The organism is Methylobacterium sp. 17Sr1-1 (assembly GCF_003173775.1).
In the GTDB taxonomy this organism is placed as follows: Bacteria; Pseudomonadota; Alphaproteobacteria; order Rhizobiales; family Beijerinckiaceae; genus Methylobacterium.
Genome location: NZ_CP029552.1, coordinates 393,418 through 417,161, shown reverse-complemented (window position 1 = coordinate 417,161; position 23,744 = coordinate 393,418). Strand labels below are relative to the sequence as shown.

Annotated in this window: 17 protein-coding genes and 2 pseudogenes; 6 read left to right on the top strand and 13 right to left on the bottom strand. The window is 68.2% G+C overall.

Features of this window, described 5'->3' with window-relative positions; translation table 11 throughout:
* The first annotated feature begins 6 nt into the window (after positions 1 to 6).
* Genes DK412_RS01925 through DK412_RS01915 form a run of 3 tightly spaced genes read left to right on the top strand, consistent with a single transcriptional unit; the run spans position 7 to position 3,021 of the window.
* Positions 7 to 963: an ABC transporter permease gene (locus tag DK412_RS01925; RefSeq protein ID WP_109970562.1), complete on the top strand. Its 957-nt coding sequence runs from the start codon at positions 7 to 9 to the stop codon at positions 961 to 963.
* A gap of 17 nt (positions 964 to 980) precedes the next feature.
* Complete coding sequence (locus DK412_RS01920) at positions 981 to 1,964, top strand: ABC transporter ATP-binding protein (protein WP_109970561.1); 984 nt, start codon at positions 981 to 983, stop codon at positions 1,962 to 1,964.
* A gap of 40 nt (positions 1,965 to 2,004) precedes the next feature.
* Positions 2,005 to 3,021 (top strand): oligopeptide/dipeptide ABC transporter ATP-binding protein, encoded by a 1,017-nt coding sequence (locus DK412_RS01915; protein WP_109975004.1) that lies wholly within the window; start codon positions 2,005 to 2,007, stop codon positions 3,019 to 3,021.
* 91 nt (positions 3,022 to 3,112) lie between these two features.
* Here the strand turns inward: DK412_RS01915 and DK412_RS29910 are convergent, their stop codons facing one another.
* The 4 genes and pseudogenes from DK412_RS29910 to DK412_RS01900 form a co-directional block, all read right to left on the bottom strand.
* Positions 3,113 to 5,167, bottom strand: a complete 2,055-nt coding sequence (locus DK412_RS29910) for a hypothetical protein (RefSeq protein WP_162596070.1) — start codon at positions 5,165 to 5,167, stop codon at positions 3,113 to 3,115.
* A gap of 147 nt (positions 5,168 to 5,314) precedes the next feature.
* Positions 5,315 to 6,150 (bottom strand): annotated as a pseudogene (locus DK412_RS01910) (carbohydrate ABC transporter permease).
* A 74-nt stretch (positions 6,151 to 6,224) separates the two neighbouring features.
* Positions 6,225 to 7,094 (bottom strand): sugar ABC transporter permease, encoded by an 870-nt coding sequence (locus tag DK412_RS01905; RefSeq protein ID WP_109970560.1) that lies wholly within the window; start codon positions 7,092 to 7,094, stop codon positions 6,225 to 6,227.
* Between the two features lie 320 nt (positions 7,095 to 7,414).
* Positions 7,415 to 8,794, bottom strand: coding sequence for an ABC transporter substrate-binding protein (locus tag DK412_RS01900; RefSeq protein ID WP_109970559.1), 1,380 nt, complete (start codon positions 8,792 to 8,794; stop codon positions 7,415 to 7,417).
* A gap of 316 nt (positions 8,795 to 9,110) precedes the next feature.
* Between DK412_RS01900 and DK412_RS01895 the strand changes: the two genes are divergently transcribed.
* Positions 9,111 to 10,199, top strand: coding sequence for a mandelate racemase/muconate lactonizing enzyme family protein (locus DK412_RS01895; RefSeq protein WP_109970558.1), 1,089 nt, complete (start codon positions 9,111 to 9,113; stop codon positions 10,197 to 10,199).
* Positions 10,200 to 10,238: 39 nt separating this feature from the next.
* Here DK412_RS01895 and DK412_RS01890 read toward each other — a convergent pair whose 3' ends face one another.
* Complete coding sequence (locus tag DK412_RS01890) at positions 10,239 to 11,390, bottom strand: alpha-hydroxy acid oxidase (protein ID WP_109970557.1); 1,152 nt, start codon at positions 11,388 to 11,390, stop codon at positions 10,239 to 10,241.
* A 279-nt stretch (positions 11,391 to 11,669) separates the two neighbouring features.
* Between DK412_RS01890 and DK412_RS01885 the strand changes: the two genes are divergently transcribed.
* Complete coding sequence (locus DK412_RS01885) at positions 11,670 to 12,467, top strand: FCD domain-containing protein (protein WP_109970556.1); 798 nt, start codon at positions 11,670 to 11,672, stop codon at positions 12,465 to 12,467.
* 273 nt (positions 12,468 to 12,740) lie between these two features.
* Here DK412_RS01885 and DK412_RS01880 read toward each other — a convergent pair whose 3' ends face one another.
* Positions 12,741 to 15,152 carry a heavy metal translocating P-type ATPase gene (locus DK412_RS01880; RefSeq protein ID WP_109970555.1) on the bottom strand — a complete coding sequence of 804 codons (2,412 nt, stop codon included), beginning with the start codon at positions 15,150 to 15,152 and terminating at the stop codon, positions 12,741 to 12,743.
* A gap of 164 nt (positions 15,153 to 15,316) precedes the next feature.
* Between DK412_RS01880 and DK412_RS01875 the strand changes: the two genes are divergently transcribed.
* Positions 15,317 to 15,955 (top strand): DUF1007 family protein, encoded by a 639-nt coding sequence (locus DK412_RS01875; RefSeq protein WP_109975003.1) that lies wholly within the window; start codon positions 15,317 to 15,319, stop codon positions 15,953 to 15,955.
* On the opposite strand, the gene DK412_RS01870 is transcribed toward DK412_RS01875, so the two are convergent.
* From DK412_RS01870 to DK412_RS01835, 7 genes and pseudogenes are all read right to left on the bottom strand, one after another.
* A complete protein-coding gene (locus DK412_RS01870) occupies positions 15,922 to 17,256 on the bottom strand; it encodes an ATP-binding protein (RefSeq protein ID WP_109975002.1) in 1,335 nt (444 codons plus the stop codon). The genes DK412_RS01875 and DK412_RS01870 overlap by 34 nt on opposite strands.
* A 43-nt stretch (positions 17,257 to 17,299) precedes the next feature.
* Positions 17,300 to 18,436, bottom strand: coding sequence for a lysylphosphatidylglycerol synthase domain-containing protein (locus tag DK412_RS01865; RefSeq protein ID WP_109970554.1), 1,137 nt, complete (start codon positions 18,434 to 18,436; stop codon positions 17,300 to 17,302).
* Between the two features lie 168 nt (positions 18,437 to 18,604).
* Positions 18,605 to 19,234, bottom strand: coding sequence for a uracil-DNA glycosylase (locus tag DK412_RS01860; RefSeq protein ID WP_109970553.1), 630 nt, complete (start codon positions 19,232 to 19,234; stop codon positions 18,605 to 18,607).
* The gene (locus tag DK412_RS01855; protein ID WP_109970552.1) at positions 19,231 to 19,980 is read right to left on the bottom strand and encodes a PIG-L family deacetylase; all 750 of its coding nucleotides are present in this window, start codon (positions 19,978 to 19,980) and stop codon (positions 19,231 to 19,233) included. Before DK412_RS01855 ends, DK412_RS01860 begins: the two co-directional genes overlap by 4 nt.
* Positions 19,981 to 20,123: 143 nt before the next feature.
* On the bottom strand, positions 20,124 to 21,359 hold the full coding sequence (locus DK412_RS01845) for a glycosyltransferase family 4 protein (RefSeq protein WP_109975001.1): 1,236 nt from the start codon (positions 21,357 to 21,359) through the stop codon (positions 20,124 to 20,126).
* A pseudogene (locus DK412_RS01840) lies at positions 21,359 to 22,180 on the bottom strand (sugar phosphate isomerase/epimerase family protein); the annotation flags it as partial. The pseudogene DK412_RS01840 and the gene DK412_RS01845, both read right to left, overlap by 1 nt.
* Positions 22,177 to 23,733 carry a YcaO-like family protein gene (locus DK412_RS01835; protein WP_245447383.1) on the bottom strand — a complete coding sequence of 519 codons (1,557 nt, stop codon included), beginning with the start codon at positions 23,731 to 23,733 and terminating at the stop codon, positions 22,177 to 22,179. The gene DK412_RS01835 and the pseudogene DK412_RS01840, both read right to left, overlap by 4 nt.
* Positions 23,734 to 23,744: the final 11 nt, after the last annotated feature.

Below are 23,744 nucleotides of genomic sequence, written 5' to 3'. Positions count from 1 at the left end.
AACGTCATGGCCTCCCCCGCTCCCGCGCCAGCCCTGACCGCCGCGGCGCCGCCCTCGCGCCTCGCGCGCTTCCTCGATTCCGATCTCTTCGCCAACTTCCGGCGCTCCAAGCTCGCGATGGCGGCCTTCTTCGCCACCGTGCTGTTCATCGCGCTGGCGCTGCTGGCCCCCCTCATCTCGCCGCAGAACCCCTACGATCCGGCGCAGCTCGAGCTGATGAACGCCAACCTGCCGCCGCTCTGGTACGCCGACGGGCAGGCGCCGTTCCTGATCGGCACCGACGACCAGGGCCGCGACGTGCTCTCGGCGGTGTTTTATGGCATGCGCCTGTCGCTCCTCGTCGGCGTGCTCGGCGTGCTGCTGTCGGGCTTCATCGGCATCGGCCTCGGGCTGATCGCGGGCTATGCCGGCGGCTGGGTCGACACGGTCATCATGCGCGTCGCCGACGTGCAGCTGACCTTCCCGGCAATCCTGATCGCCCTCATCGTCGACGGCGTCGCCAAGGCGGTGGCCGGCGGCCACATGGAGGCGAACGCGCAGATCGCCCTCATCGTGGTGGCGATCGGCCTGTCGTTCTGGGTCCAGTACGCCCGCACCGTGCGCGGCTCGGTGATGGTCGAGAAGAACAAGGACTACGTCCAGGCCGGGCGGCTCATCGGCCTGTCGGCGCCGGTGATCCTCACCCGCCACATCCTGCCGAACGTCACCGGCCCGGTCTTCGTCATCGCCACCATCAACCTCGCGCTCGCCATCATCACCGAGGCGACGCTCTCCTTCCTCGGCACCGGCCTGCCGGAGACGATGCCCTCCCTCGGCACGCTCATCCGCACCGGCAACCGCTTCCTGTTCTCGGGCGAGTGGTGGATCGTCGCCTTTCCGGGCCTGGCGCTGGCCGGCCTGGTGCTGGCGATCAACCTGCTCGGCGACTGGCTGCGCGACGCCCTGAACCCCAAGCTCCAGTGACACCCAAAGAAACCCCGATGACCCAACCCGTCCTCTCGGTGCGCGACCTGCGGGTCGAGTTCGCCACCCGCCGCGGCGTGCTGACCGCGCTCGACGGCGTCTCCTTCGAGATCAACCGCGGCGAGGTGCTCGGCGTCGTCGGCGAGTCCGGTGCCGGCAAGTCGGTGACCGGCTCGGCGGTGATCGGCCTGATCGACCCGCCCGGCCGCATCGCCGGCGGCGAGATTCTGCTCAACGGCGAGCGCATCGACAACCTCTCGCCGGAAGCGATGCGGAAGGTGCGCGGCAAGCGCATCGGCATGATCTTCCAGGACCCGCTGACCAGCCTCAACCCGCTCTACCGGGTCGGCCGGCAGATCGAGGAGACGATCCGCACCCACACCGACCTGTCGGCCAGGGCCGCCCGCCAGCGCGCGATCGACCTTCTGGCCGAGGTCGGCATCCCGGCGCCGGAGCGGCGCATCGACGGCTTCCCGCACGAATTCTCGGGCGGCATGAGGCAGCGCGTCGTCATCGCGCTGGCGCTCGCCGCCGAGCCGGAGCTGATCATCGCCGACGAGCCGACGACGGCCCTCGACGTCTCGGTCCAGGCCCAGATCATCACGCTGCTGAAGCGCCTCGGGCGCGACCACGGCACCGCCGTGATGCTGATCACCCACGACATGGGGGTGATCGCCGAGGCCGCCGACCGCGTCGCGGTGATGTATGCCGGCCGCGTCGCCGAGATCGGCCCGGTGGCGGCCGTGGTGGGCGATCCGCTCCACCCCTACGCCCAGGGCCTGATGGGGGCGATCCCGTCCCTGTCGCACGACTCCGATCGCCTCGCCCAGATCCCCGGCGCGATGCCGCGGCTCTCGGCGATCCCGCCCGGCTGCGCCTTCAACCCGCGCTGCCCGAAGGTCTTTGCCCGCTGCACAATCGACCGGCCCGAGCCCCTGACGGTCGGCTCGCACCGGGTCGCCTGCCACCTCTACGACGCGTCCGGACAGGCCGCCGCATGAAGCCCCTATCGCCAAGCCCCACATCGCGTTGAAGCCCGTGATCACTCCCCAGCCCGACTACGTCCAGGTCCGCGACCTGCGCCGCCTGTTCGACGTCTCGCGCCCCTGGCTCAACCGGGTGATCGAGCGCCAGCCGCGTCAGTACCTGCGCGCCGTCGACCACGTCTCGTTCTCGGTCGCCAAGGGCGAGACCCTGGCGATCGTCGGCGAATCCGGCTCCGGCAAGTCGACGGTCGCCCGCATGGTGGTCGGCCTGATGCCGCCCTCCGACGGCGAGGTGACGATCAGCGGCATCTCGATGACCGACCCGCGCCAGGCCGCCGAGCGGCGGCAGCTGCGCCGGCGCATCCAGATGATCTTCCAGGACCCCTACGCCTCGATGAACCCGCGCTGGCGGGTCGACCGGATTATTTCTGAGCCGATCCGCGCCTTCGGGCTCCTCACCGGCGAGCGCGAGATTCAGGCCCGAGTCGGCGAGCTCCTGACCCTGGTCGGCCTGCACCCCGACGACGGCAAGCGCTACCCCCACGCCTTCTCGGGCGGCCAGCGCCAGCGCATCGCCATCGCGCGGGCGCTGGCCTCCGAGGCCGAGTTCCTGGTCGCCGACGAGCCGACCTCGGCCCTCGACGTCTCGGTCCAGGCCCAGATCCTGAACCTGATGCGCGACCTACAGGACCGGCTCGGCCTGACCTACCTGTTCATCAGCCACAACCTCGCCGTGGTGCGCCACATGGCGAACCGCATCGGCGTGATGTATCTCGGCCGCATCGTCGAGATCGGCGGCGGCCGCGAGCTCTTCACCGCCCCGAAACACCCCTACACCCGCATGCTCCTCGACGCGGTTCCGGATCTCGCGCATGTCGGCCGGCAGCGCGTGCCGGTGCAGGGCGAGATCCCGAACCCGATCAACCCGCCGTCAGGATGCACGTTTCACCCGCGCTGCCCGTTCGCGAATGAGCGGTGCAAGGCGGAGGTGCCGGCGTTCCGGGATGGGGTGGCGTGTCATGCGGTGGAGGAAGGGCGGTTGATGCCGGGGGGTGTGGCGGCGGTGGCTTGAAACAAGCTACTATGAGGATTGTAGGGAATTGATTGATCGTCGATACCCTACAAATCTTCAAATTCCAATTTATATCACATTGTGGATATTTTCACTCTATCCTCGCGATCTCATATTGAACTGAGGAAAATAACTCATCCAAAACAATTTGTTGCAACAAAAACCATGGCTCTTGGAAATGGGAGACCGGACGATCGAAGAGATCCCTTAAAAGATATGACTTCAAACCGTCCTCAACTTGCGCATTCAGCCTGAGATGATCCGCATTATTCCTCAGAAGCCTTATACGTGCCAAAGCATCAAATAAATCGGGATATACCATCTTAAAAGATCCATAAAAATAGCCCTTACCATTGATTATATCAATTGTTTCGACCAAACATTTATTTATGTCATTTATAAATGCTGAAAAATCCTGCCAGCTGCTCACTAATTTGATATTTTGGAGAAGATCTGCCTCAGGTAGAAATTCGCTTTTGTAAGGATTAGAAATCTGCTTTGCCGAAATAGAACGCAACAGCAGCTTTAAGTCATGCAGTATGTTTGTGCGCCTCCTAGCCAGCCACTCTTGACGTTTTTCTTGCGCGATAACAGTGCGAGGTTCGCGTGTCCCTTCCCTCTTAGATCGTTCTGCGGCAACAAATTTCTGTATTACTGGAATTCGAAATGCGGGCTTCCCAGTCTCGGCAATAGAGATAATGCCATAAGATTTTAAATGTCTTACCCATCCAGGCTCAGCGGCCATTTCGTTAAAATCAACAACGTTACCACTCGCAAGCATTTCTAACATGTCGTACTCATCGTTATAAAATTCTTTGAGTTCAGAAACAACATGCCTACAATAAAAATGCAAATCTTCCTCTCGCTCATTTTGCTCCACTCGCAAACGCTTATCCGTAACTGGCACGGGGCGAGTCGCCCCCTGCTGATATATGCTCTGATTTGTGTAACTACACGCCATTCTTGTCAGCAATGGATGCCCACCGTATCGCATATGCAAATATGCCACCGCCTCTGGGGTAAATCCGAGCCCCATGCGACCACCAATGGCGGTGACCATCTGCTTGGTCTCGTCATCTGATAGGCCGGTAAGATAAGTGGGTCGTACAATTCCAAACATTGGATTTTGAGTTTTATCGATTAAATCTACTTCACAAAGGAAGGGATTTACTCCAGCAACGACGAATGAAATTTTTCTCATCTCGCTTTGGATTGACCACAAGGTCTGCCAGAAGGGCACAAAATCACTTCTCCAATGCACATCTAGATGGGCAAGAGGAGAGATATACTCAATCTCATCAAATATCAGGCAAACTTTCAGATTGTCAGGCAATGCTTCAAGCAATTTCATCAAATTTTTGACAGGGTCCTTTACACTTGCGTATTTTTTTCCTGTCTTTTTTGATATTTCTTGTACTATATAATTGATTAGGTTTTTCCAATCTAAGGTGCGAATATCTGGTCGCTTGCAGTCAATATATACTGATTTTGCGATGTTTAAATCATCACAAGTCCGAACCAACTTGAATAAAAACGAAGTCTTACCTGTCTTTCGGAGCCCGAACAAGCCTCTGTTTTGGCCCTTCCTAAGAGCATCAAGAAATTCGTCTACAATTTTCTTCCGGCCAAAGAAAAATAGGTCTCCATCCAGTGGAAGCTGATAATCAAAAAGATCTCGTGTATACAATCTACTAGATAGCTGATTTCTAATAAACCATCTGTCGTTCTTATTACTCGATAAAGAGTCCACAAAAAGAGGGATTGGGGTACGCGCTTGAGGATGCTCGGTTAGATATTTGTTCGTCCAATCCTCAACCCCGGCATCACCCGACACTAGAAAGTATGTTAGCGGGTCGACGCGTCCTTTGAAGGGAGACGTGTCTAGAACCTTCTCAATTGCCTGCATTATTCGTGGCTGTATTCGCTGAAATGAAGATAGCACCAAAAGCAACTCTTCCGTGAAAGCAAATCCATCCCTCATCAATCTATCAGGACTTAATATATATGCCGAAAACTGTGAATTGTTAACATCTACACGTCGCCCGTAATTAATATCAAAATTGAATAAAAAAGGCTTTAAAACTTCGTTTTCTTTAGGGAATAAGCGTAAATGCTGATTTAATACATCAGACTTGATCTTGCCCACTTAATGATCCTCCAAAAATATCTCAAAAAGCGTGGCCTGCCAGAAATATAAAACGCCGCCTACTTGCAATGCAAGCGGGCGGCGTGAAAAATTTTGATTTTTCAAAAGCGTGGCTGCTTTCGATCAGAAACTATTTCTTCTAAGTATTCAGCTCTTCACCGCCCCCGCCGTCAACCCACCCACCATATACCGCTTGAACACGTAATAGATCGCGGCAGGCGGCAAAGCGTAGATCAACCCGGTGGTCATCAGCAGCTCCCACGGCGAGTCATCCGCCGCCAGGAAGCTCCCCAGGGCCACCGGCAGGGTCACGTCGGTGTCGCGGGAGAGGAGCAGGAAGGCGAACAGGTACTCGTTCCAGGCGAGCAGCAGCGCGTAGACGCCGATCGCGACCAGCGACGGAACCATCAGCGGCAGGTAGACGAAGCGGAAGAGCTGGGGCGGCGAGGCGCCGTCCATGATCGCCGCCTCGTCGAGCTCCACCGGCAGCTTGTCGGAGGCCTGCTTCAGCACCCAGATCGCGTAGGGGCTGGCGATCGTCACCATCGCGAGGATCAGCGCCCACTTCGAGTTGAGCAGCCCGTAGGCCCCATCGTCTTGTACATCGGCACGGCCAGGAACGCGGCCGGGATGAAGTAGGTGAACAGGGCCATGTTCATCACGGTCCGGCCGCCCTTCACCTTCAGGCGGCTGATCGCGAAGGCGGCGGCGGTGGCCACCAGCAGCGTCAGCACCCCGGTCGCGAAGGCGATGACCGCCGAGTTCCAGAATTGCTGCCAGAAGTTCGACAGGAAGTAGTGCTGCTGCCCGAACACGATCCTGAAGTTCTGCAGCGTCGGGTGGGCCGGAAACAGCGCACCCGACATCGCGTCCTGCTTCGGCGAGATCGCGAACAGGACGAGGTGGTAGATCGGGATCACGGTCCAGAGCAGGACCGGGATGCCGACGAGGAGGAGCTTGGCCTCGGTGCCGGCGGCGCGCAGCCAGTTGGTCCGGGCGGCGGAGCGCTCCTCCGCCGAAGGAGCGGCGAGCGGCGCGCGGGCTGTGGTGGTCGTGCTCATTTCGAGAGCCTCTTCATCAGCACGTAGACCAGCGGCAGCACGAAGGGCATCGCGCAGACCACCGCCGCCATCGAATGGTCGACCTGGTCGAGGCGGAGATACCGGATGCCGAGCGTCGCCAGCACGTGGGTCAGGTCGGCGGGGCCGCCGCCGGTGAGCAGGTAGACCGAGTTGAAGTCGCCCAGCGTCCAGATCATCGACAGGATGGTGCAGGTGACGTAGAGCATCTGCATCGACGGCCAGGTGACGTGCCGGAACTTCTGCCACTTGCTGGCGCCGTCGACGGACGCCGCCTCGTAGAGGTCGGCCGAGATGGCGAGCCGGCCGGCGAGCAGGATCAGCGTCCAGAACGGCAGCGACTTCCAGATATGGACGCCGATGGCGAGCGTCAGCGCCAGCCACGGGTCGTTGAGCCAGTTCGGGCCGTCCTCGCCGGTGAAGCGGAAGATCAGCGAGTTCACCACGCCCCATTCGGGGTTGAGCATGAACCGGACCGACAGGATCGTCGGGATCGACGGCACCGCCCAGGGCAGGATGAACAGCACCGACAGCCAGCGGATCCACTTCCGCTCGTTGGTGAAGAAGCCCGACAGCAGCAGCGCGATCGCCATCTTCACGTTGATGCCGACGATCAGGAACACCAGCGTGTTGACGACCGCGCGGGCGAAGATCGGATCTTCCGCCAGATGCACGTAGCTCGCCGGGCTGCGGGCGAGCCACAACCCGTAGCCGATCGGGTAGATGACGAAGAACAGAAAGATCAGCAGGTAGGGCGCGATCAGGATCAGCCCCCAGGCCTGCCAGGAGGTCAGGCGGAAGGGCTGAGCCGCGGCGACCGGCGCTGCCTCAGCGACCGTTGCGGACATGGTCTGGCTCCCTGACGAGGCCGGGATGGGGGTTGCGTGAAAACCGAGAGCGGGCCCCGGTCACACCGTGACCGGACCCCGCTCGGGATGGGGTGGATCGAGGCATGGGTGCCTCTCCTCTTGTTCCGCTGGCGCCAGATCCGTTGGAAGGTCGCGCGCCCTCCCCTCCCCCTTGTGGGGAGGGGTCGGGGGTGGGGGTGGTGGCCGCGTAGAGCGCGAGGCTTCTCCGGCACCACCCCCACCCCTAGCCCCTCCCCACAAGGGGGAGGGGAAGCGCTCTACTTTCAAAGGGAGAGAACGCTCAGGCCGATATGTGCTCGTTACTGCCCGGCGATCTGCTTGACGCGGGCCAGCATCTCGTCGGCGGCCTTCTCGACCGGGACCTTCTCGCTCACCACCCGGTTCATCGCCTTGGCGAACACGTTCTCGTTGTTGACCAGCGTGAATTTGTAGTTCTTCACGTAGTCGAACGGCTCGGTGCCGGACTTGAACTGGTTGTAGACCGCCTTGCGGTGCTTGTCGGCCTGCCAGAACGGGCTCTCGATCGAGTCCTTGGTGACCGGGAACCAGCGGCCGATCGCGCCCTCGACGTAGGGACGGAGGTTGTCCTCCTCCATGATGAACTTCACGAACTCCTTGGCCGCCGCCTTGTTCTTGGCGCCCGAGAAGACGACGCCGTGCTTGACGTCGGCGCGGTAGGTCATCGGCTTGCCGTCGGGCCGGGCCGGGAACGGCGCGGTGATGATCGACTCCTCATAGGCCTTCTTCGAGGCCTCGCGCTGCTCAGGGGTGTTGTTCGGGTTGACGCTGTCCTCGTACCACTTCGCGGCGATCGAGATGGTGAAGTTGTGCGTCATCACCGTGGTGCGGTTGTGGAAGGCGACGTTGTTGTCGGGGTCCTTCCAGGTCGTCGCCGAGGGCGGCACGCAGCCCTTGATGTAGGGGTCGGTGTAGTCCTTCAGCGCCTTGACCACGCCCTCGCGGGTCTTCGGGTCGTCGACGGTCAGCTTGCCGTCGTTGTCGACGAGCTTGGCGTCGTAGGCATCCATGAAGGCGTAGAAGGACTGGAAGCTGTCGGTCGATTCCACGCCCATCGGCGCGCCGATGCCGTAGGTGCGGGTGCCCGAGGCCTTGCGGTAGCCGGGCTGGACCTTGTCGCACCAGAACGCCCAGTAATCCGACCATTTCTGCGGGATGTCGGCCTGCTTGAAGCCGGCCTTGTCCAGCATGTCGCCCCAGATCTCGGTGTGGAGCGTCTGGCGCTTGAGCGGGAAGCCGTAATAGGCCTTCTTGTTGGTCTGCCCGTTCATGAGCAGCACGTGCTCGACGGTCTGCGGCGCGAAGCGCGGCATCATCGGCTGGAGGATGTCGGTGAGGTCCTCGAGCTTGCCCTCGTAGGCCCACTTGCCGGCGGCCTGGTTGTTGTAGGTGTCGGAATAGCCGACATCGGGCGGCGAGCCGGAATCGAGCGCCGCCACGGTCTTCGGGATCATGTCCTGGATCGCGTATTGCGACAGCTCGACCTTGATCCCGGTCTTCTGCTCGAACTTCTTGATCGTCGCCCAGAGCGACTCGTCCTCGGAGCGGTAGAAGCCCTTGCTGAACCAGACGGTGAGCGTCTTGTTGTCCTGCGCCACGGCCGGCAGCGCTGCCATTATCAGGCCGCCCAGCGACAACGCTCCCGCGATCACCCGCTTCATCGATCGATTCCTCCCAGGCGCCCCGTTGGTCGGGCGGTCTGCCGGCATATCAGCACGGGACGGCGCCTGAAGCAATTCGGCGACAATCAACACATGGTATGAGTCAAGCGAGATCATATTGCGCGCCACGGGGTCAGCCTCTCACAGCCGCGGCGCAAATCGAAAAATTCATCTCATAATAATCAGGCGCTCGTCTTCAACATGACTCCGCGTTCCTGTCTTGACCATCCACCCGTCGGATACCATACAGGGCGCGCAACGAGACACGAACGTGTCGATAAGCGGCCGACGAGTCGCGAAGAATCGGAGGAGCGCCATGCCCCGCATCGTTTCGCTGGAGGCCGGCTACTACCGCGTGCCGCTGGCGGTGACCCTCAGCGACAGCATGCACGGCGACATGCCGGCCTTCGAGCTCAACACCGTGGTGTTGCGCGACGCGGACGGCGCGGAAGGGATCGGCTACACCTATACCTGCGGCCGCAACGGCGCGGCGATCGACGCGATCCTGCGGCGCGACGTGCCCGAGCAGATCGTCGGGCAGGAGGCCGACCGGATCGAGCAGCTGTGGCAGCGGATCTGGTGGGGCCAGCATTACGGCGGCCGCGGCGGCGCGGCGGTGCTGGCGCAGTCCGCGATCGACATGGCGTTGTGGGACCTGAAGGCGAAGCGCCTCGCCCAGCCGCTCTGGACCTTGCTCGGCGGCCACGATCCCAAGGTGCCGTGCTACGCCGGCGGCATCGACCTTCAGCTGCCCCTCGACCAGTTGCTCCGCCAGACCGACGACAACCTGAGGAAGGGCTTTCGCGCGATCAAGATGAAGGTCGGGCGGCCACGCCTCTCCGAGGATGTCGAGCGGGTGCGGGCGATGCGCGAGCATCTCGGCGACGGCTTTCCCCTGATGGTCGACGCCAACATGCGCTGGAGCGCCGACGAGGCGATCCGCGCCGCCCGCGCCCTCCAGCCCTTCGAGCCGTTCTGGCTGGAAGAACCGGTCATCCCCGACGACGTCGCCGGCCAGGCTCGCGTCGTGCGCGAGGGCGGATTGCCGATCGCCGCGGGCGAGAACCTGCGCTCCCTGTGGGACTTCAAGCAGCTGATCGCTTCGGGCGGCGTCACCTATCCGGAGCCGGACGTCACCAATTGCGGCGGCGTGACCCCGTTCATGAAGATCGCCCACCTGGCGGAGGCCTTCAACCTGCCGGTCACCTCGCACGGGGCGCACGACGTGACGGTGCACCTGCTCGCAGCGGCGCCCAACCGCTCCTACCTGGAGGCGCACGGCTTCGGGCTCGACGCCTACATCGCCGAGCCGCTGGCGATCGCGGAGGGCTTCGCGGTGGCGCCCGACCGGCCGGGCCACGGCATCGCCTTCGACTGGAAGGGGCTCGACGCCATCCGCGCCTGACGAATTCGCGCCGCGGGCTGGCAAGCCCGCGGCGTCGGATCACCCGCGGGTGAAGCGCAGGCTTTCGCGGCTGAGCTGGTCGATCGCGGTGCAGCCCATCAGCTTCATGTCGCGCTCGATCTCGGCCCGCATCAGCCCGAGCGCCCGCTCGACGCCGGGCCGGCCGGCGGCCGCGAGCGGGAAGAGGTAGTAGCGGCCGAGGCCCACCGCCTTGGCGCCGAGCGCCAGCGCCTTCAGCACGTGGGTGCCGCGCTGCACGCCGCCATCCATGATGACGTCGATCTGGTCGCCGACCGCATCGACGATCTCGGCGAGCTGGTCGAAGGCGGAGCGCGAGCCGTCGAGCTGGCGCCCGCCGTGGTTCGACAGCACGATGCCGGTGCAGCCGATCGCGACCGCGCGTTTCGCGTCCTCCACCGACATCACGCCCTTGAGGCAGAACTGGCCGCCCCAGTCGCGCACCATCGCGGCGACGTCGTCCCAGGTCATGGCCGGGTCGAGCATCTCGGTGAAGTAGCGGCTGATCGAGAGGGCGCCGCCATCCATGGCGATGTGGTTCTCGAGCTGCGGCAGGCGGAAGCGCTCGTGGGTGACGTAGTTGATGCCCCAGGCGGGTTTCAGGGCGAACTGCGCCATGCCGGCGAGGGTCAGCCGGAACGGAATCGCGAAGCCGGTGCGCTTGTCGCGCTCGCGGTTGCCGCCGGTGATGCTGTCGACGGTCAGCATCATCACCTCGATGCCGGCCTGCTTGGCGCGGGCCATCATCTCGCGGTTCAGGCCGCGATCCTTGTGGAAGTAGAACTGGTAGACCTGCGGGCCGCTGCTGATCCGGCGCGCCTCCTCCAGGCTGACCGTGCCGAGGGAGGAGACGCCGAACATCGTGCCGAACTGGCCGGCCGCCGCCGCCACCGCCCGCTCGCCCTCGTGGTGGAAGAGCCGCTGCAGGGCGGTGGGCGAGCAATAGACCGGGAGCGCGAGGCGCTGGCCCATCACCGTCACCGACAGGTCGACCTCGCTGACGCCGCGCAGGACATTGGGGACGAGGTCGCAGGCCTCGAAGGCCGCCGTGTTGCGCCGCAAGGTGGTCTCGTCGTCGGCGCCGCCGTCGATGTAGTCGAAGATCGGGCCGGGCAGGCGGCTTTTCGCCATGCGGCGGAAATCGTGGAAGCTGTGGCAATCGGTGAGGCGCATCGGGGCTCTCGCATCGGGGCTCGTGTCCCGCAGGCGCGGGAGGCCGGACGGTGGGCCGGGGGCGGACAGCCCCGGGCCGGCATGGCAATCCGTGCACCGGCGCGGTGACGGGCGGTGCAGGGTCGGGCGGGCCGCTCCCGCGCGGCCAGGCCCCAGGACTTCGATCTTCACTTTGGGAGGTAGAGGCGTGGTAAAATAACTTTACCGCGGCGGTCAATTGGAAAACGCGTTTGCCCGCACTACAGTCAGGCCTGCGGCGCGGATGGGGGGATGCGCGGAATGGAGCAGGATCCGATCAAGGGCGGCAGCGTGGCGGAGGGCACGGCCCGCCACCTCAAGGACCTGATCCTCGAAGGCTCGCTCAGCCCCGGCGACCTGCTGCTGCCGGAGCGCGACCTGGCGCAGCGCCTGAACGTGTCGCGCCCCACCCTGCGGCAGGGCATGAAGATCCTTGAGGAGGAGGGCCTGCTCGTCGCCTCGGGGAGCGGACGCGCCGTGGCGCCGCTCGGCCGCGAGATCACCGATCCGCTGATCGCCCTCATTGCCTCCCATGCCGAGGTGGTGGACGACTACCTGGAGTTCCGGGCGACGACGGAGCGGATGGCGGCGCGGCTCGCCGCCGCCCGGGCCAACGCGGTCGACCGCGACCGGCTCACCGCCTGCCTGGCGCGGATCGACCGCGCCCACGAGCAGGGCGTGCACCAGGAGGAGGCCGAGGCCGACATCGATCTCCACGTCGCGGTCTACGAGGCGAGCCACAACCTCGTGGTGCTGCACACGATGCGGGCCCTGTCGGGAATGCTGCGCCAGGGCGTGATCGAGAACCGCGAGAAGCTCTTTGCCCGCCCGGAGACCCGCGACCGCCTGCGCGCCCAGCACCGGGCGATCTACGAGAGCGTGATGGCCGGCGACGTCGAGGCGGCGGGCGAGGCGGCCGAGACGCATATCCACTACACCCACCAGGCGCTCACCGAGATCAAGGCGGCGGAGGCCCGGCTGCAGGTGTCGCTGCGCCGGTTGAACGGCGGCAGCGTCGCGGTGCGGCGGAAGGGGGCGGGGGCCGAGGGGGAGCGCTGAGGATCGGAGTCGGCTCGACGGAGTCGACATCCACCTCGTCAGTCCGGAGCCGCGATCACTCTACAGGATTCAAATCCTCCGTGTCATTCCGGGGCCGCACAGCGGAGCCCGGAATCGAGACACGCAAGTTGTGCAGAATGAAGCAGAAGGCCGTTCGCTCGTTTCTGAACCATCCGCGGCTCTGGATTCCGGGCTCCGCTTTCGCGGCCCCGGAATGACGCGGAGGGTGTGTCGTTCGGAGAGTCCAACCGGATAGGCCAATGACGCGGGCTCTCACGCCCGCCGCAGCCGCAGGGCGTTGCCGAGGACGAACACGCTCGACAGGGCCATCGCCCCCGCCGCCAGCACCGGAGACAGGGACGGCCCGCCGACCGCCCGCAAGCCCCCCGCCGCCACCGGGATCAGCGCCACGTTGTAGGCGAAGGCCCAGAACAGGTTCTGGCGGATGTTGCGCATCACCGCCCGCGACAGCCTCAAGCCCTCGGCGACGGTGGCGGGATCGCCCGCCATCAGCACCACGTCCGCGCTCTCCACCGCCACGTCGGTGCCGGTGCCGAGCGCCAGCCCGACATCGGCTTCGGCGAGCGCCGGGGCGTCGTTGATGCCGTCGCCCACGAAGGCGACCGGGCCGGCTTGCGCGCGCAGGGCCCGGACGGCGTCGCGCTTGTCCTGGGGCAGCACCTCGGCGAGCACCGTGCCGATGCCGAGGGTCCGGGCGACGCCCTCGGCGGTGCCCCTCGCGTCGCCCGTGACCAGCGCCACCGCGAGGCCCTGGCCTTTGAGCGCCCGCACGGCCTCGGCGGCCCCGGGCTTGATCGGGTCCGAGACCGCCATCACCGCAGCCGGCACGCCGTCGAGGGCGACGTAGAGCGGCGAGCGGCCTTGGGCCCCCAGGCGCTCGGCGTGGGGCGCCAGCCCCGAGAGGTCGAGGCCGGCGAGGTGGCGGGCATTGCCGACCGCGACCGCACGGTCTCCGGCCCGACCGGCGATGCCGTGGCCCGGCATCGCCACGACCTCGCCCACAGGCGGCAGATCCAAGCCCTTCGTCGCGGCGGCGGCCACGATCGCGCTGGCGATCGGGTGCTCGGAGCGGGATTCGAGGGCGGCGGCCGCGGCCAGCACGTCGTCGGCGTCGAAGCCGGGGGCGGGGCTCAGGTCGGTGAGGCTCGGGTGGCCCTCGGTCAGGGTGCCCGTCTTGTCGAAGGCGACGACCCGCACGCCCTCCAGCGCCTGAAGCGCCTGCCCGCTGCGGAACAGGATGCCGCGCTCCGCCGCCCGGCCGGTGCCGACCATGATCGAGGTCGGGGTGGCGAGGCCCATGGCGCAGGGGCAGGCGATGATCAGCACCGCGACGGCATGGACCAGGGCCTCGCCGAGGGCGGGGGCCGGCGCCAGGGCGAGCCAGGCCACGAAGGTGAGGAGGGAGAGGACGAGCACCGCGGGCACGAAGCGGGCGGTGACCCGGTCGGCGAGGGCCTGGATCGGGAGCTTCGCGCCTTGCGCCGCCTCGACCATGCGGACGATCTGGGCGAGCGCCGTGTCGGCCCCCACCCGCTCGACCGCGACGGTGAGCGCGCCGGTACCGTTGACGGTGCCGCCGGTGACGGGATCACCCGGGCCCTTGGCCACCGGCACCGGCTCGCCGGTGAGCATGCTCTCGTCGATGCGCGAGCGGCCCTCGACCACCCGCCCGTCCGCCGGCAGGCGCTCGCCGGGCCGGACGCGGACCTCGTCCCCGACCGCGAGCTCGGCGGCCGGCACCTCGGTCTCGACGCCGTCGCGCAGGCGGAGCGCGGTCTTCGGCGCGAGGCCGACGAGGCGGGCCACCGCCGCCCCGGTGCGGCCCCGCGCCCGCGCCTCCAGGCCGCGGCCGAGGAGGATCAGGGTGACGATGAGGACCGAGGCCTCGAAATAGACGTGCGCCGCCCCCGCCGGCAGCAGATCGGGGTCGAGGGTCGCGACGAGCGAGAACAGGTAGGCGGCGCCGGCGCCCAGCGCCACCAGCGCGTTCATGTCCGGATGGCCGCGCACCAGCCCGGGCAGGCCGCGGGAAAAGAAGCGCCGGCCGGGGCCGAAGAGAACGAGGGTGGCGAACAAAGCCTGGATGCCGGCGCTCCAGGCGCCCGGCAGCAGGCCGTGGCCGGCGAGGTGGCTGCCCATGTCGAGCACCACCACGGGGAGCGAGAGCAGGGCGGCGAGGATCAGGTCGCGGGTCAGCGCCTCGGCCTCGCGGGGCTTTTCGCGTGCCGCCATCTCCGCCGGCACCGGGCGCGGCTCGTAGCCGGCGTCCCGGATGGCGGCCTCGAGGGCGTCCGGCGGCACGAGGCCGGCGGGATGGCGCACGGTGACCCGGCCGGTGGCGAGGTTGGCGCTCGCCTCGCGCACGCCTGGCACGGCCTTCAGCACCCGCTCGACCCGGCCGGTGCAGGAGGCGCAGGTCATGCCCGCGACGGCGAGTTCGCTCACCGCCTCCGGCACGGCGTAGCCGGCGCCCTCGACCGCATCGGTCAGCGCCGTCGGGTCGTTGTCGGGGGCGAGGTCGAGGGTGGCGCGACCGGTGGCGAGGTTGACGGCGACGGCCTGCACGCCCGGCACCCGGCTCAGCACCCGCTCGACGCGGCCAGTGCAGGAGGCACAGGTCATGCCCTCGACGTGCAGGGTGAGGCGGCGGGCGGGTGCGGTCATGGTGCGGTCTCCCGGATCTGATGTGGGGTGCGGTGCGCCTCCGCGACACGGCCGCGATCGCCGCCGCGCCCTGCATCGCGAACATGGTTTCGCCGTGCTCGGGCCGCAGAGCGCGGCGGGCTGCCTCGGGAAACCTCCGGGACACGATCGAGCGGGAGCGGGCGATGATCGGGCGGGTTGTGGCGGCTTTGGCGGTGCTGTGCGGCGGGGCGGGGACGGCGCTGGCGCATCCGCATGTCTGGGTGCAGGCCCGGGCCGAGCTGGTGCTCGACCCGAAGCGCAACCTCGTGGCGGTCCGCGAATCCTGGACCTTCGATCCGGAATACTCCGCCTTCGCGGTGCTGAACCTCGATTCGAAGCGCGACGGCGTGCCCGATCAGCCCAAGCTCGACGCGATGGCGGCCGAGCGCCTGGAGGCGATGGCCGAGACCGCGTATTTCACGCAAGGGAAGCTCAACGGCCGCCCGCTGGCGCTGAAGGGCGGGCCCGCCCCGAAGGCGAGCTTCTCCGGCGGCCGACTCACCTTCGACTTCACCCTGGTGCCGCAGGGGCCCGCCGGCCCGGTGCGCAATCTGGTGATGAGCTTCGACGATCCGGACTTCTACGTCGCCTTCGGCTTCCCGCCTGGCGAGGCGGTCCGGCTGTCGGGCGGATCGGATTGCGTGCTCAAGTTCACCCGGCCGCCCCAGCAGGCGAAGGAGGGCGAGCAGCTGATCCCCGACGGGGAGGCCACCGGCACGCCGGGCGCCGCGGCGGCAGCGGCCGCCGACTATACCGGGCGCCTGCTCGTCGCCTGCCCCTGATCGGGGCCGGCCTCCTTCCGGGTCTCGCCGTGCGCCGGGATCACGGCGCGGAAGGTCGCCCCCTCCCCCGGGGTGCTCTCGATCACCAGCCGGCCGCGATGGCGGTTGAGAATGTGCTTGACGATGGCGAGGCCGAGGCCCGTACCGCCCTGCTGGCGGCTCGATGCGGCGTCGACCCGGTAGAACCGCTCGGTCAGGCGCGGCAGGTGCTCGGGGGCGATGCCCGGGCCCTCGTCGCGCACCGCGATCTCGACCTGCGGCGGCCGTCCGTCCTCCGCCGGCAGGGTCGCGAGCCGCACGTCGACCCGGCCGCCCTCGCCGCCGTACTTGACGGCGTTCTCGACCAGGTTCTCGATCACCCGCAGGATCTCGTCCCGGTCGCCGAGCACGCGGTGCGGCCCCGGCGCGGCATCGAGCGCGATGGCGACGCCGCGCTCGCGGGCGATGACTCCGAGCGCGTCGGCGATCTGGCGGGCGAGCGGACCGACATCGACCGCTTGCGTCGGCGGCACGTGGGCGCGCAGCTCGATGCGCGAGAGCGACAGGAGGTCGTCGATCAGCCGGGTCATGCGCAGGGCCTGGACCCGCATGATGCCGAGGAAGCGCTCGCGCGCCTTGGCGTCGTCCCGGGCCGGACCCTGCAGGGTCTCGATGAAGCCGAGCAGCGAGGCGAGCGGCGTGCGCAGCTCGTGGCTGGCATTGGCGACGAAGTCGACCCGCATCGTCTCCAGGCGCTGGGCCGAGGTGAGGTCGCGCAGGAAGAGCACCACGTTCGGCCCGGCCCGCCCGGCCTCGCCGCCCTGCATGGCGCCGATCTGCACCTCGAAGGTGCGGTCGGTCGGCACCCGCGGCGAGTAGACCGTCTTCAGGGGCTCGCCGGTGCGCAACACCGTCTCGATGCCGTCCAGCACGTCGGGGTCGCGGAGCGCGAAGGAGAGCGGGTGGCGGGGCCGCAGGGACGGCAGGAGCGCCCGGGCGGCGGCGTTCGACTCGATCACCAGGGAGCGGCGGTCGATCAGGATGACGGGGTCGGGAATGTTGGCGAGCAGGGCCTCGGCGAGGCCGTGGCGGCCCCGGCCCGGCGCGGCTTCGGAGCGCGCCACCGGCTCGCCCCGGCGCGGCGCGGCCGCGAGGCCGCCGGCCAGCAGCGCGACGAGGCCGGCGAGCCCGGTGCCGAGGTCGAACCCGTGGTGCCAGGCATGGATGGCGAAGAACACCAGCACGGCGACGAGCGCCCCTCGCCAGGCCGCCCGCCGGGCGGAGGTGAGGGCGCCGGAGGCGCCGGGCAGGAACGGCGGCATCGTCGGACCGTCGGGCGGCGCGTCGTCGAGCGAGCCGTCGGCGTCAGGGCGTCGGGTCGCTCTCGGCATCATCGTCGGGCGCCTCCCGCGGGGTGAGGCGCGCCCGCTTGGCGATCTCATAGGCGCCGAGGGCCGCGAGCGCCACCACGAACGGGATCAGGTAGTAGCAGACCCGGAACAGCAGCAGCGCGCCGAGCACCGATTCCCGCGGCAGGCCGGAGAGGGCGAGCAGCACCGTGGCCTCGAACACCCCGAGCCCGCCCGGCGCGTGGCTGGCGATGCCGAGCATCGCAGCGAGCACGTAGATCGCCACGAAGGCCTCGAAGCTGACGCCGTGGCCGGCCGGCAGCAGCACGTAGAGCACGCCGGCGGCCGCGCAGACGTCGCCGGCGCCGACGAGCATCTGGCTCAGGGAGAGCTTGAGGCCCGGCAGTTCCAGGCGCCAGCCCCGCACCTTGACGCTGCGACGCCTGACCGAGACCCAGGCGAGGTAGGCGACCACCGCGGCGAGCGTCGCGACACCGAGCCCCTGGTTGAACAGGACGCTGGTATAGGTGAGGTGCGAGAGCGGCTCGGCCTCGCGGATCAGGCTGATGCCGAGCACCGCCCCCATGCCGAGCCAGAAGGTGAAGCCGGCGACGATGGTGAGCGCCGCGATGCGCCCCGGGCTCAGGCCCTGCCCCGAATAGATCCAGTAGCGCACCGTGCCGGCGGTGAGCAGCGGGAAGCCGAGGTTGAAGCTCACCGCGTAGCTGGTGAAGGAGGCGAGCGCGGTGGTGCGGTAGGGCACCCTCAGCTTGAGCTGGCGCAGGGCCAGGGCGTCGTAGCAGGTGAGGAACAGGTAGCTCACCACGACGAGCGCGATGGCGATCCCGATCTGGTTCGGCGTCGCCGCCAGGAAGGCGGTGCGCAGCTCCGCCCAGGTGACGGTGGAGACGAGCTTGCCCAGCACCCCGAGGGAGATGACGAACAGCACCACGCTGGCGAGCGTGCCGATCCAGGCGTAGCGGCGCCGGTGGCGGGCCTGGCGCGCGGCCTGCGGGTCGTGCTGCGGGTCTTGAGGCGCGGGATCGCGGCCCGGATCCTGTCCGGCAGGATCCTCGTCGCGCGGCGTCCCGGCGCCGCCGTCGCGCAGGGGCTTGGCCTGCGCGAGGTTGTTGTCCTGCGTGGCGAAATTCATCGCGTCGGCGTCAGACCCCGCTGGTCGCCGGCGCGAGCCCGCGGCCGATCGCGGCCAGGCTCGCGCACATGAGTGCCCGGCGGCACTCCGACCGAGCCCCGCTCGCATGAGGGGCCATGTAGGCCCTCTGCCGGCGAATGACCAGCCGGACCATGCGGCAGTCCCACATCAGCCGGGGAGTCCGAGGTGGCGGGCCGCCTCGGCGAGGCCCGCAAAGATGCGCTGCGACACCGACGGGCTGGTGCAGACATAGGTCGGGCTCGGATGCGGGATCGCCACCACCGGCAGGCCGGGCCGCGCCTCGGCGAGGTCCGGCGCCAGAAGCTGGGAGACCCGGCCGGACAGGACGACGACCGCGAGGTCCGGCATCAGGGCGACGAGCGGCGGCAGGTAGGCCCGGGCCGCCCGGATCTCTCCGGTCCGCGGCGCCCGGTTCCGGGCACCGGGGGCGTGGATCACCCACGGCACGGCGTTCCAGATCAGGGTGTCGGCGCGCGGGATGCCGGCCTGGCCTAAGAAGCGGAACAGGTTGGCGGCGGTGCCGGTCGGGTTGTCGCGCGAGACGAAGGCGGTGCGGCCGGTCGCCGGGCCCGGGGTCTCGAGCAGCAGCAGCAGGCGGGCATTCACGCCGCCGTCGAGGGGATCGGCCTCGGGCACCGGCCGGTCCTGCTCGGCCCGGATCCGCTCGGCGAGGCGGCGCAAGGGGGCGAGGTGGGGGCTCGCCGCGACGAGGGCATGGCGCGCCGCGACGGCGCCGGGATCGGCCAGGCTTTTCGGAGTGGCCGGCCCGCCGCTCACGCGAGGATGAGCCCGTCCGGCACGGCGCCGGCGAGGCGGAAGTGCTCGCGCGCGCCCTCGGCGTCCAGGCGCTGGGCGAGGCCGTCGGGACCGCCGAACTGGAAGCCGATCTGGCTCGTGTAGGCCGCGCAGGCCGCGTGCTTGGCCGCCTCCTCGTCCGGGGACAGGCGCACGGTGATCGTGGGCAGCCCCGCGAAGGTGTCGCGGAACGGCTCCTTCGGGTCGGGATGGCGCACGGTGTAGGGGAAGTCGCGCCACCACAGGACCGGGCAGGCCGGGGCGAGGGCGGTGAGCGCGCGGACCAGCTGGACGTGATCGACGTGGCCGCCCACCCCCTGCGGTGCCAGCAGCAGGTCGGGCGCTCCCTCGTCCATCAGGCGGGCAAGGACCGGGGCGAGGTCGTCGGCGAGCGGGTCGTCGGGCCGGGTGCCGGCGAAGAGCTCGGGCGCCGAGGCGTAGCCGCGATGCGGCGCCTCCCGGAGCGCGACGTGGACGGGCGGGCCGATCCCGAGCGCGTCGGCGGCCGCCCGGTCCTCGTCCCGGCGCAGGGCCATGTAGTCGACCTCCGGCCCGAGCCCCTTGTCGAGCTGGCAGGCCAGCGCGAAGCCGGCCGGATCGGGGACGCTGGCGGTGAGCAGCGTCACCATCACCACCCGCCAGCCCCCGTGCGCGAGCTGCGCCAGGGTGCCGCCGCAGGAGAAGGCGGCGTCGTCGAGATGGGGCGAGAGGGCGAGGGCTGTGGGCATGGAGACTCGGGTTACAAACGGGCCTTCCCCTCCCCCTTGTGGGGAGGGGTCAGGGGTGGGGGTGATGCAGGAGGCACCGCTCAGCTTTACGCGGCACCACCCCCACCCCCGGCCCCTCCCCACAAGGGGGAGGGGAGAGAACCTCACAACAGGTGCGGCTCCGCCCGGAAGCGGCAGCTCGGGTCGTGCGGCAGGTCCGGATCGAAGGCCGGGTCCGGCCGCTCGTCCTTCACCGCGGCGTAGACCTCCATGATCTGCCGCCCCACCGCCTGCCAGGAATAGACCCGCCGGCACTCCTCCAGGGCCGCCGCCGCGAGGCGGGCGCGCAAGGGACGGTCGGTGATGATCCGGTGGAGGGCGTCCGCCAGGGCCGGCACGTCGCCGGGCTGGACCATCAGCCCGTTCTTGTTATCGCGCAGGCAGTCCGAGACGCCGACCGAGTGGGTCGAGACCACGGCCTGCCCCGCCGCCATCGCCTCCAGGATCGTGTTCGAGAACCCTTCCGCGTAGGTCGGCGAGACGAACACGTCGCCCATGGCGTAGAGGCCCGGCACCGCGTCGTACTCGGCGTAGCCGGTGAAGCGCACATCCGCCTCCGAGAAGCCGAGATCGGCGGCGAGCGTGCGCGCCGGCTCCACGTCGGGCCCGATGCCGGAGATGATGGCGGCAAACGGCGTCCCGCGCAGGCGCAGCAGGCTCAACGCGTCGAGGAAGTCGAGCACGCCTTTCCGGCGGTCGACCCGGCCGTGGTAGAACAGCCGCACCGGATCGGCGGCGTCGCCGGGCGTCCATCCCTCGGGCGGGCGGAAGCGCGCGGTGTCGACGGCGCCCGGCACGATGGTGAAGCGGTCGGGATCGCTGCCGAGCCGGTCGCAGACCTCGGCCACGAAGGAACGCCCGCCGATCAGCAGCGCGTTGGCGTGGGCGAGCACCCGCACCATGGCGAGGCGGTGGGTCTCGCAGCACGAGCCGACCCAGTGGCCGTCGCCGCCCTGGATCGAGACGACGTTCGGCACGCCCAGCCTCTTCGAGGCGATCAGCGTGGCGAAGCCGGTGGGGTAGCCGTACTGCGCGTGCAGGACGTCGAAGGGCTTCCGCGCGTGCTCGGCCGTGATGGTCTCGACCATCGTGGCGATGTCGCGCTCGAAATCGCCGCTCTCCTGCTCGCCGACCTGTTCGAGGCCGACCACCCGCACGCCGGGCACCGGCGGCGGCGGGCCGCCGCCATAGACCTTGGTGCCGAAGGCGTCGCCCCGGTACTGGCTCACCATCGTGACGTCGTGGCCGGCCCCGGCGAGCTCGCGCAGCAGGTTCTGGGCGTAGACGCTCATGCCGGAGATCGCCGGGAAGTAGCGGCGGCTCACGAAGCACACCCTCATCGGCGGCACTCCCGCAAGTAACGGAGCGAATCCGGGATCATCCGGTCGGCCCGGTGGCTCTCGCGGGACAGCTCGACGCAGACCAGCTTTTGGAAGCCGATGGCGTCGAGCGCGTCGAGCACGCCCGGCACATCCATGTCGCCCTCGCCGAAGGGCAGGTGGATGTGGGTGCCCCGCGCCATGTCCTCGATCGCCACGGTGCCGAGCCGGTCGGCGAATTCCTTCACCGCCGCGGCGGGCTCGCGCTCCTGCGTCACCAGGCAGTGGCCGGTATCCAGCGCCAGTTGGAGACCATGCACGTCGAGGGCGGCGTAGTCGTCCAGGGTCTCGACCAGCATGCCGGGCTCGGGTTCGAGCGCCGCGACGACCCGGCGCTCGGTCGCGTAGGCGACGACCTGTTCGAGACCGTCCCGCAGCCAGGTTCTGGCTTCCGCCGGATCGACGCCGGGCTTCGGCACCCCGGCCCAGAACGACACCGCCTCCGAGCCGAGAATCGCCGCGATGTCGATCGCGCGGTGCAGGAACGCGACCCGGCGGGCGCGGCCGGCGGGATCGGCCGTCACCAGGGTCGGCTCGTGCTTGGCGCGCGGGTCGAGGAGGAAGCGGGCGCCGGTCTCGATCACCGAGCCGAGGCCCAGGCCGTAGAGCCGGCCGCGCACCCGCTCGGCGGCCTGCGCCCAGTCCTCGGCGAAGGGATCGAGGTGGTGGATGTCGAGGGTGAGCGCGACGCCGTCGTAGCCGGCATCGGCGATCAGGCTCAGCGCGTCGTCGAGGCGGTGATTGGCCGCCCCGTTGGTGTTGTAGGCGAAGCGCAAGCTCATGCCGCCCTCCCCCGGCGCTCCAGGCGGAACGGCGCGTGGTGCGATTCCGGCTCGCGGTAGAGCGGATAGAGCGGGCCGACGATCGCGTCGGCCAGCGCCACGTCGAACAGCGGCTGGCCGCCGAAGCGCTCCAGCGCCTCGGGCGTCAGGCGCACCGGCCGCAAGCTCTCGCTCGCCTCCCCGAAGCGGATCAGCGGGTGGTCGCGCTCGATGAGCTTTCGCGTGTTGCGCTCGCCGATGCGGTAGTAGCTCATGGTCTCGACCTCGAGACCCGGCACGATCGCCTTGACGATGCCGACACCGCCGCCGGGCGGCGAGGCATCGACGTAGAGCACGTCGAACCCTTCCGCCTCCAGCCGCTCGCGGGCGATGCGGCCGCGGTCCTGGCCCGTGGGTGCGGCCTGCGTCGGCAGGTCGGCGAAGCGCTTGGTGGAGCGCTCGGAATAGACGGTCTGCGCGAGGAAGCCCCGCAGGGTCTCGGCCGGCTTGTCGATCCAGTCGAGCATCGCGGCGAGCGCCCTCCCCTCCTCCAGGTCGAGGCTCGGCAGCGCCGTCTCGATGAAGGCGTCGACGTAGCCCGGCGGGGTGATCGAGCGGGCGAGGTCGAGGGGGCCGTGGCCGAAGGTCTTGCGCACGCGCGCGGCCTGGAATTCCAGGATCGCCTTGCGCAGGGCCCGCTCGCGGTCGGGGTCGCAGGCCTCGCCGCAGGCCGAGAGCGCGATCGGCGCAGGCGCGCGGGAGGCGTCCAGGTCGTAGCCGACGCAGTAGACGTTGGTGAAGCCGAACTGGTCGGTGGCGAATTTCGGCATCGCGCGGATGCCCAGGGCCTCCAGCCGGTCGAGCATGCCGCGGGTCTCGGGACCGAGCCCCTCCGAGGTGTCGAGCATCACGCCCTGGTCGAGGGCGCGGAACAGGAGGCCGTTGCCGTCGCGCTGCAGGAGTTCGAGCAGCCCGTGCCCGAGGGCGAACTCCACGTCCGGCCCGGCGCCGAGCCCGTTGGTGATGAGATTCGTGAAGGGCTGGTAGCCCGGCGACAGCTCGAAATAGTCCGTCGCCGCGAGATCGAGCGGCATCAGCACCGTCTCGCCCGTGCGCGCCCGCACCGTGCCGGTCCATTCGAGCACGGTATCGCGGTTCACCGGGCTGCCCGCCGGCAGGCCGAGGGTGAGCGGATCGGCGACGGATTTCGCGCCGAACACCCGCACGAGGTCGTGGTAGCTGCCGCGCTCCTTCTTGCGCGGGATCAGCGCCAGGCTCGGCATCAGGTTCTCGGCGATCTCCGCCACCGAGCCGATGATCGCCTCGTCGTCGGTGGCGCCGTAGCCGATGCCGCTCGGCATCGCGCCGACGAAGTACGGATCCTCCAGGAACAGCGACACGAACCAGCACGGCACCCCGGTCCGGTCGAGGGGCGCCAGGGGAAAGCCGACGATCCGGCCCGGCGGCAGCACGTCGAGATAGGCACGGACGGCATCCGGCAGGCGCTCGGGCAGCCCTTCGATGACGCGTTTTTGGCCGTACGAGTAGGGGCGGGGTGCGGCGGGTCTGTCCACGAGCGGTGACA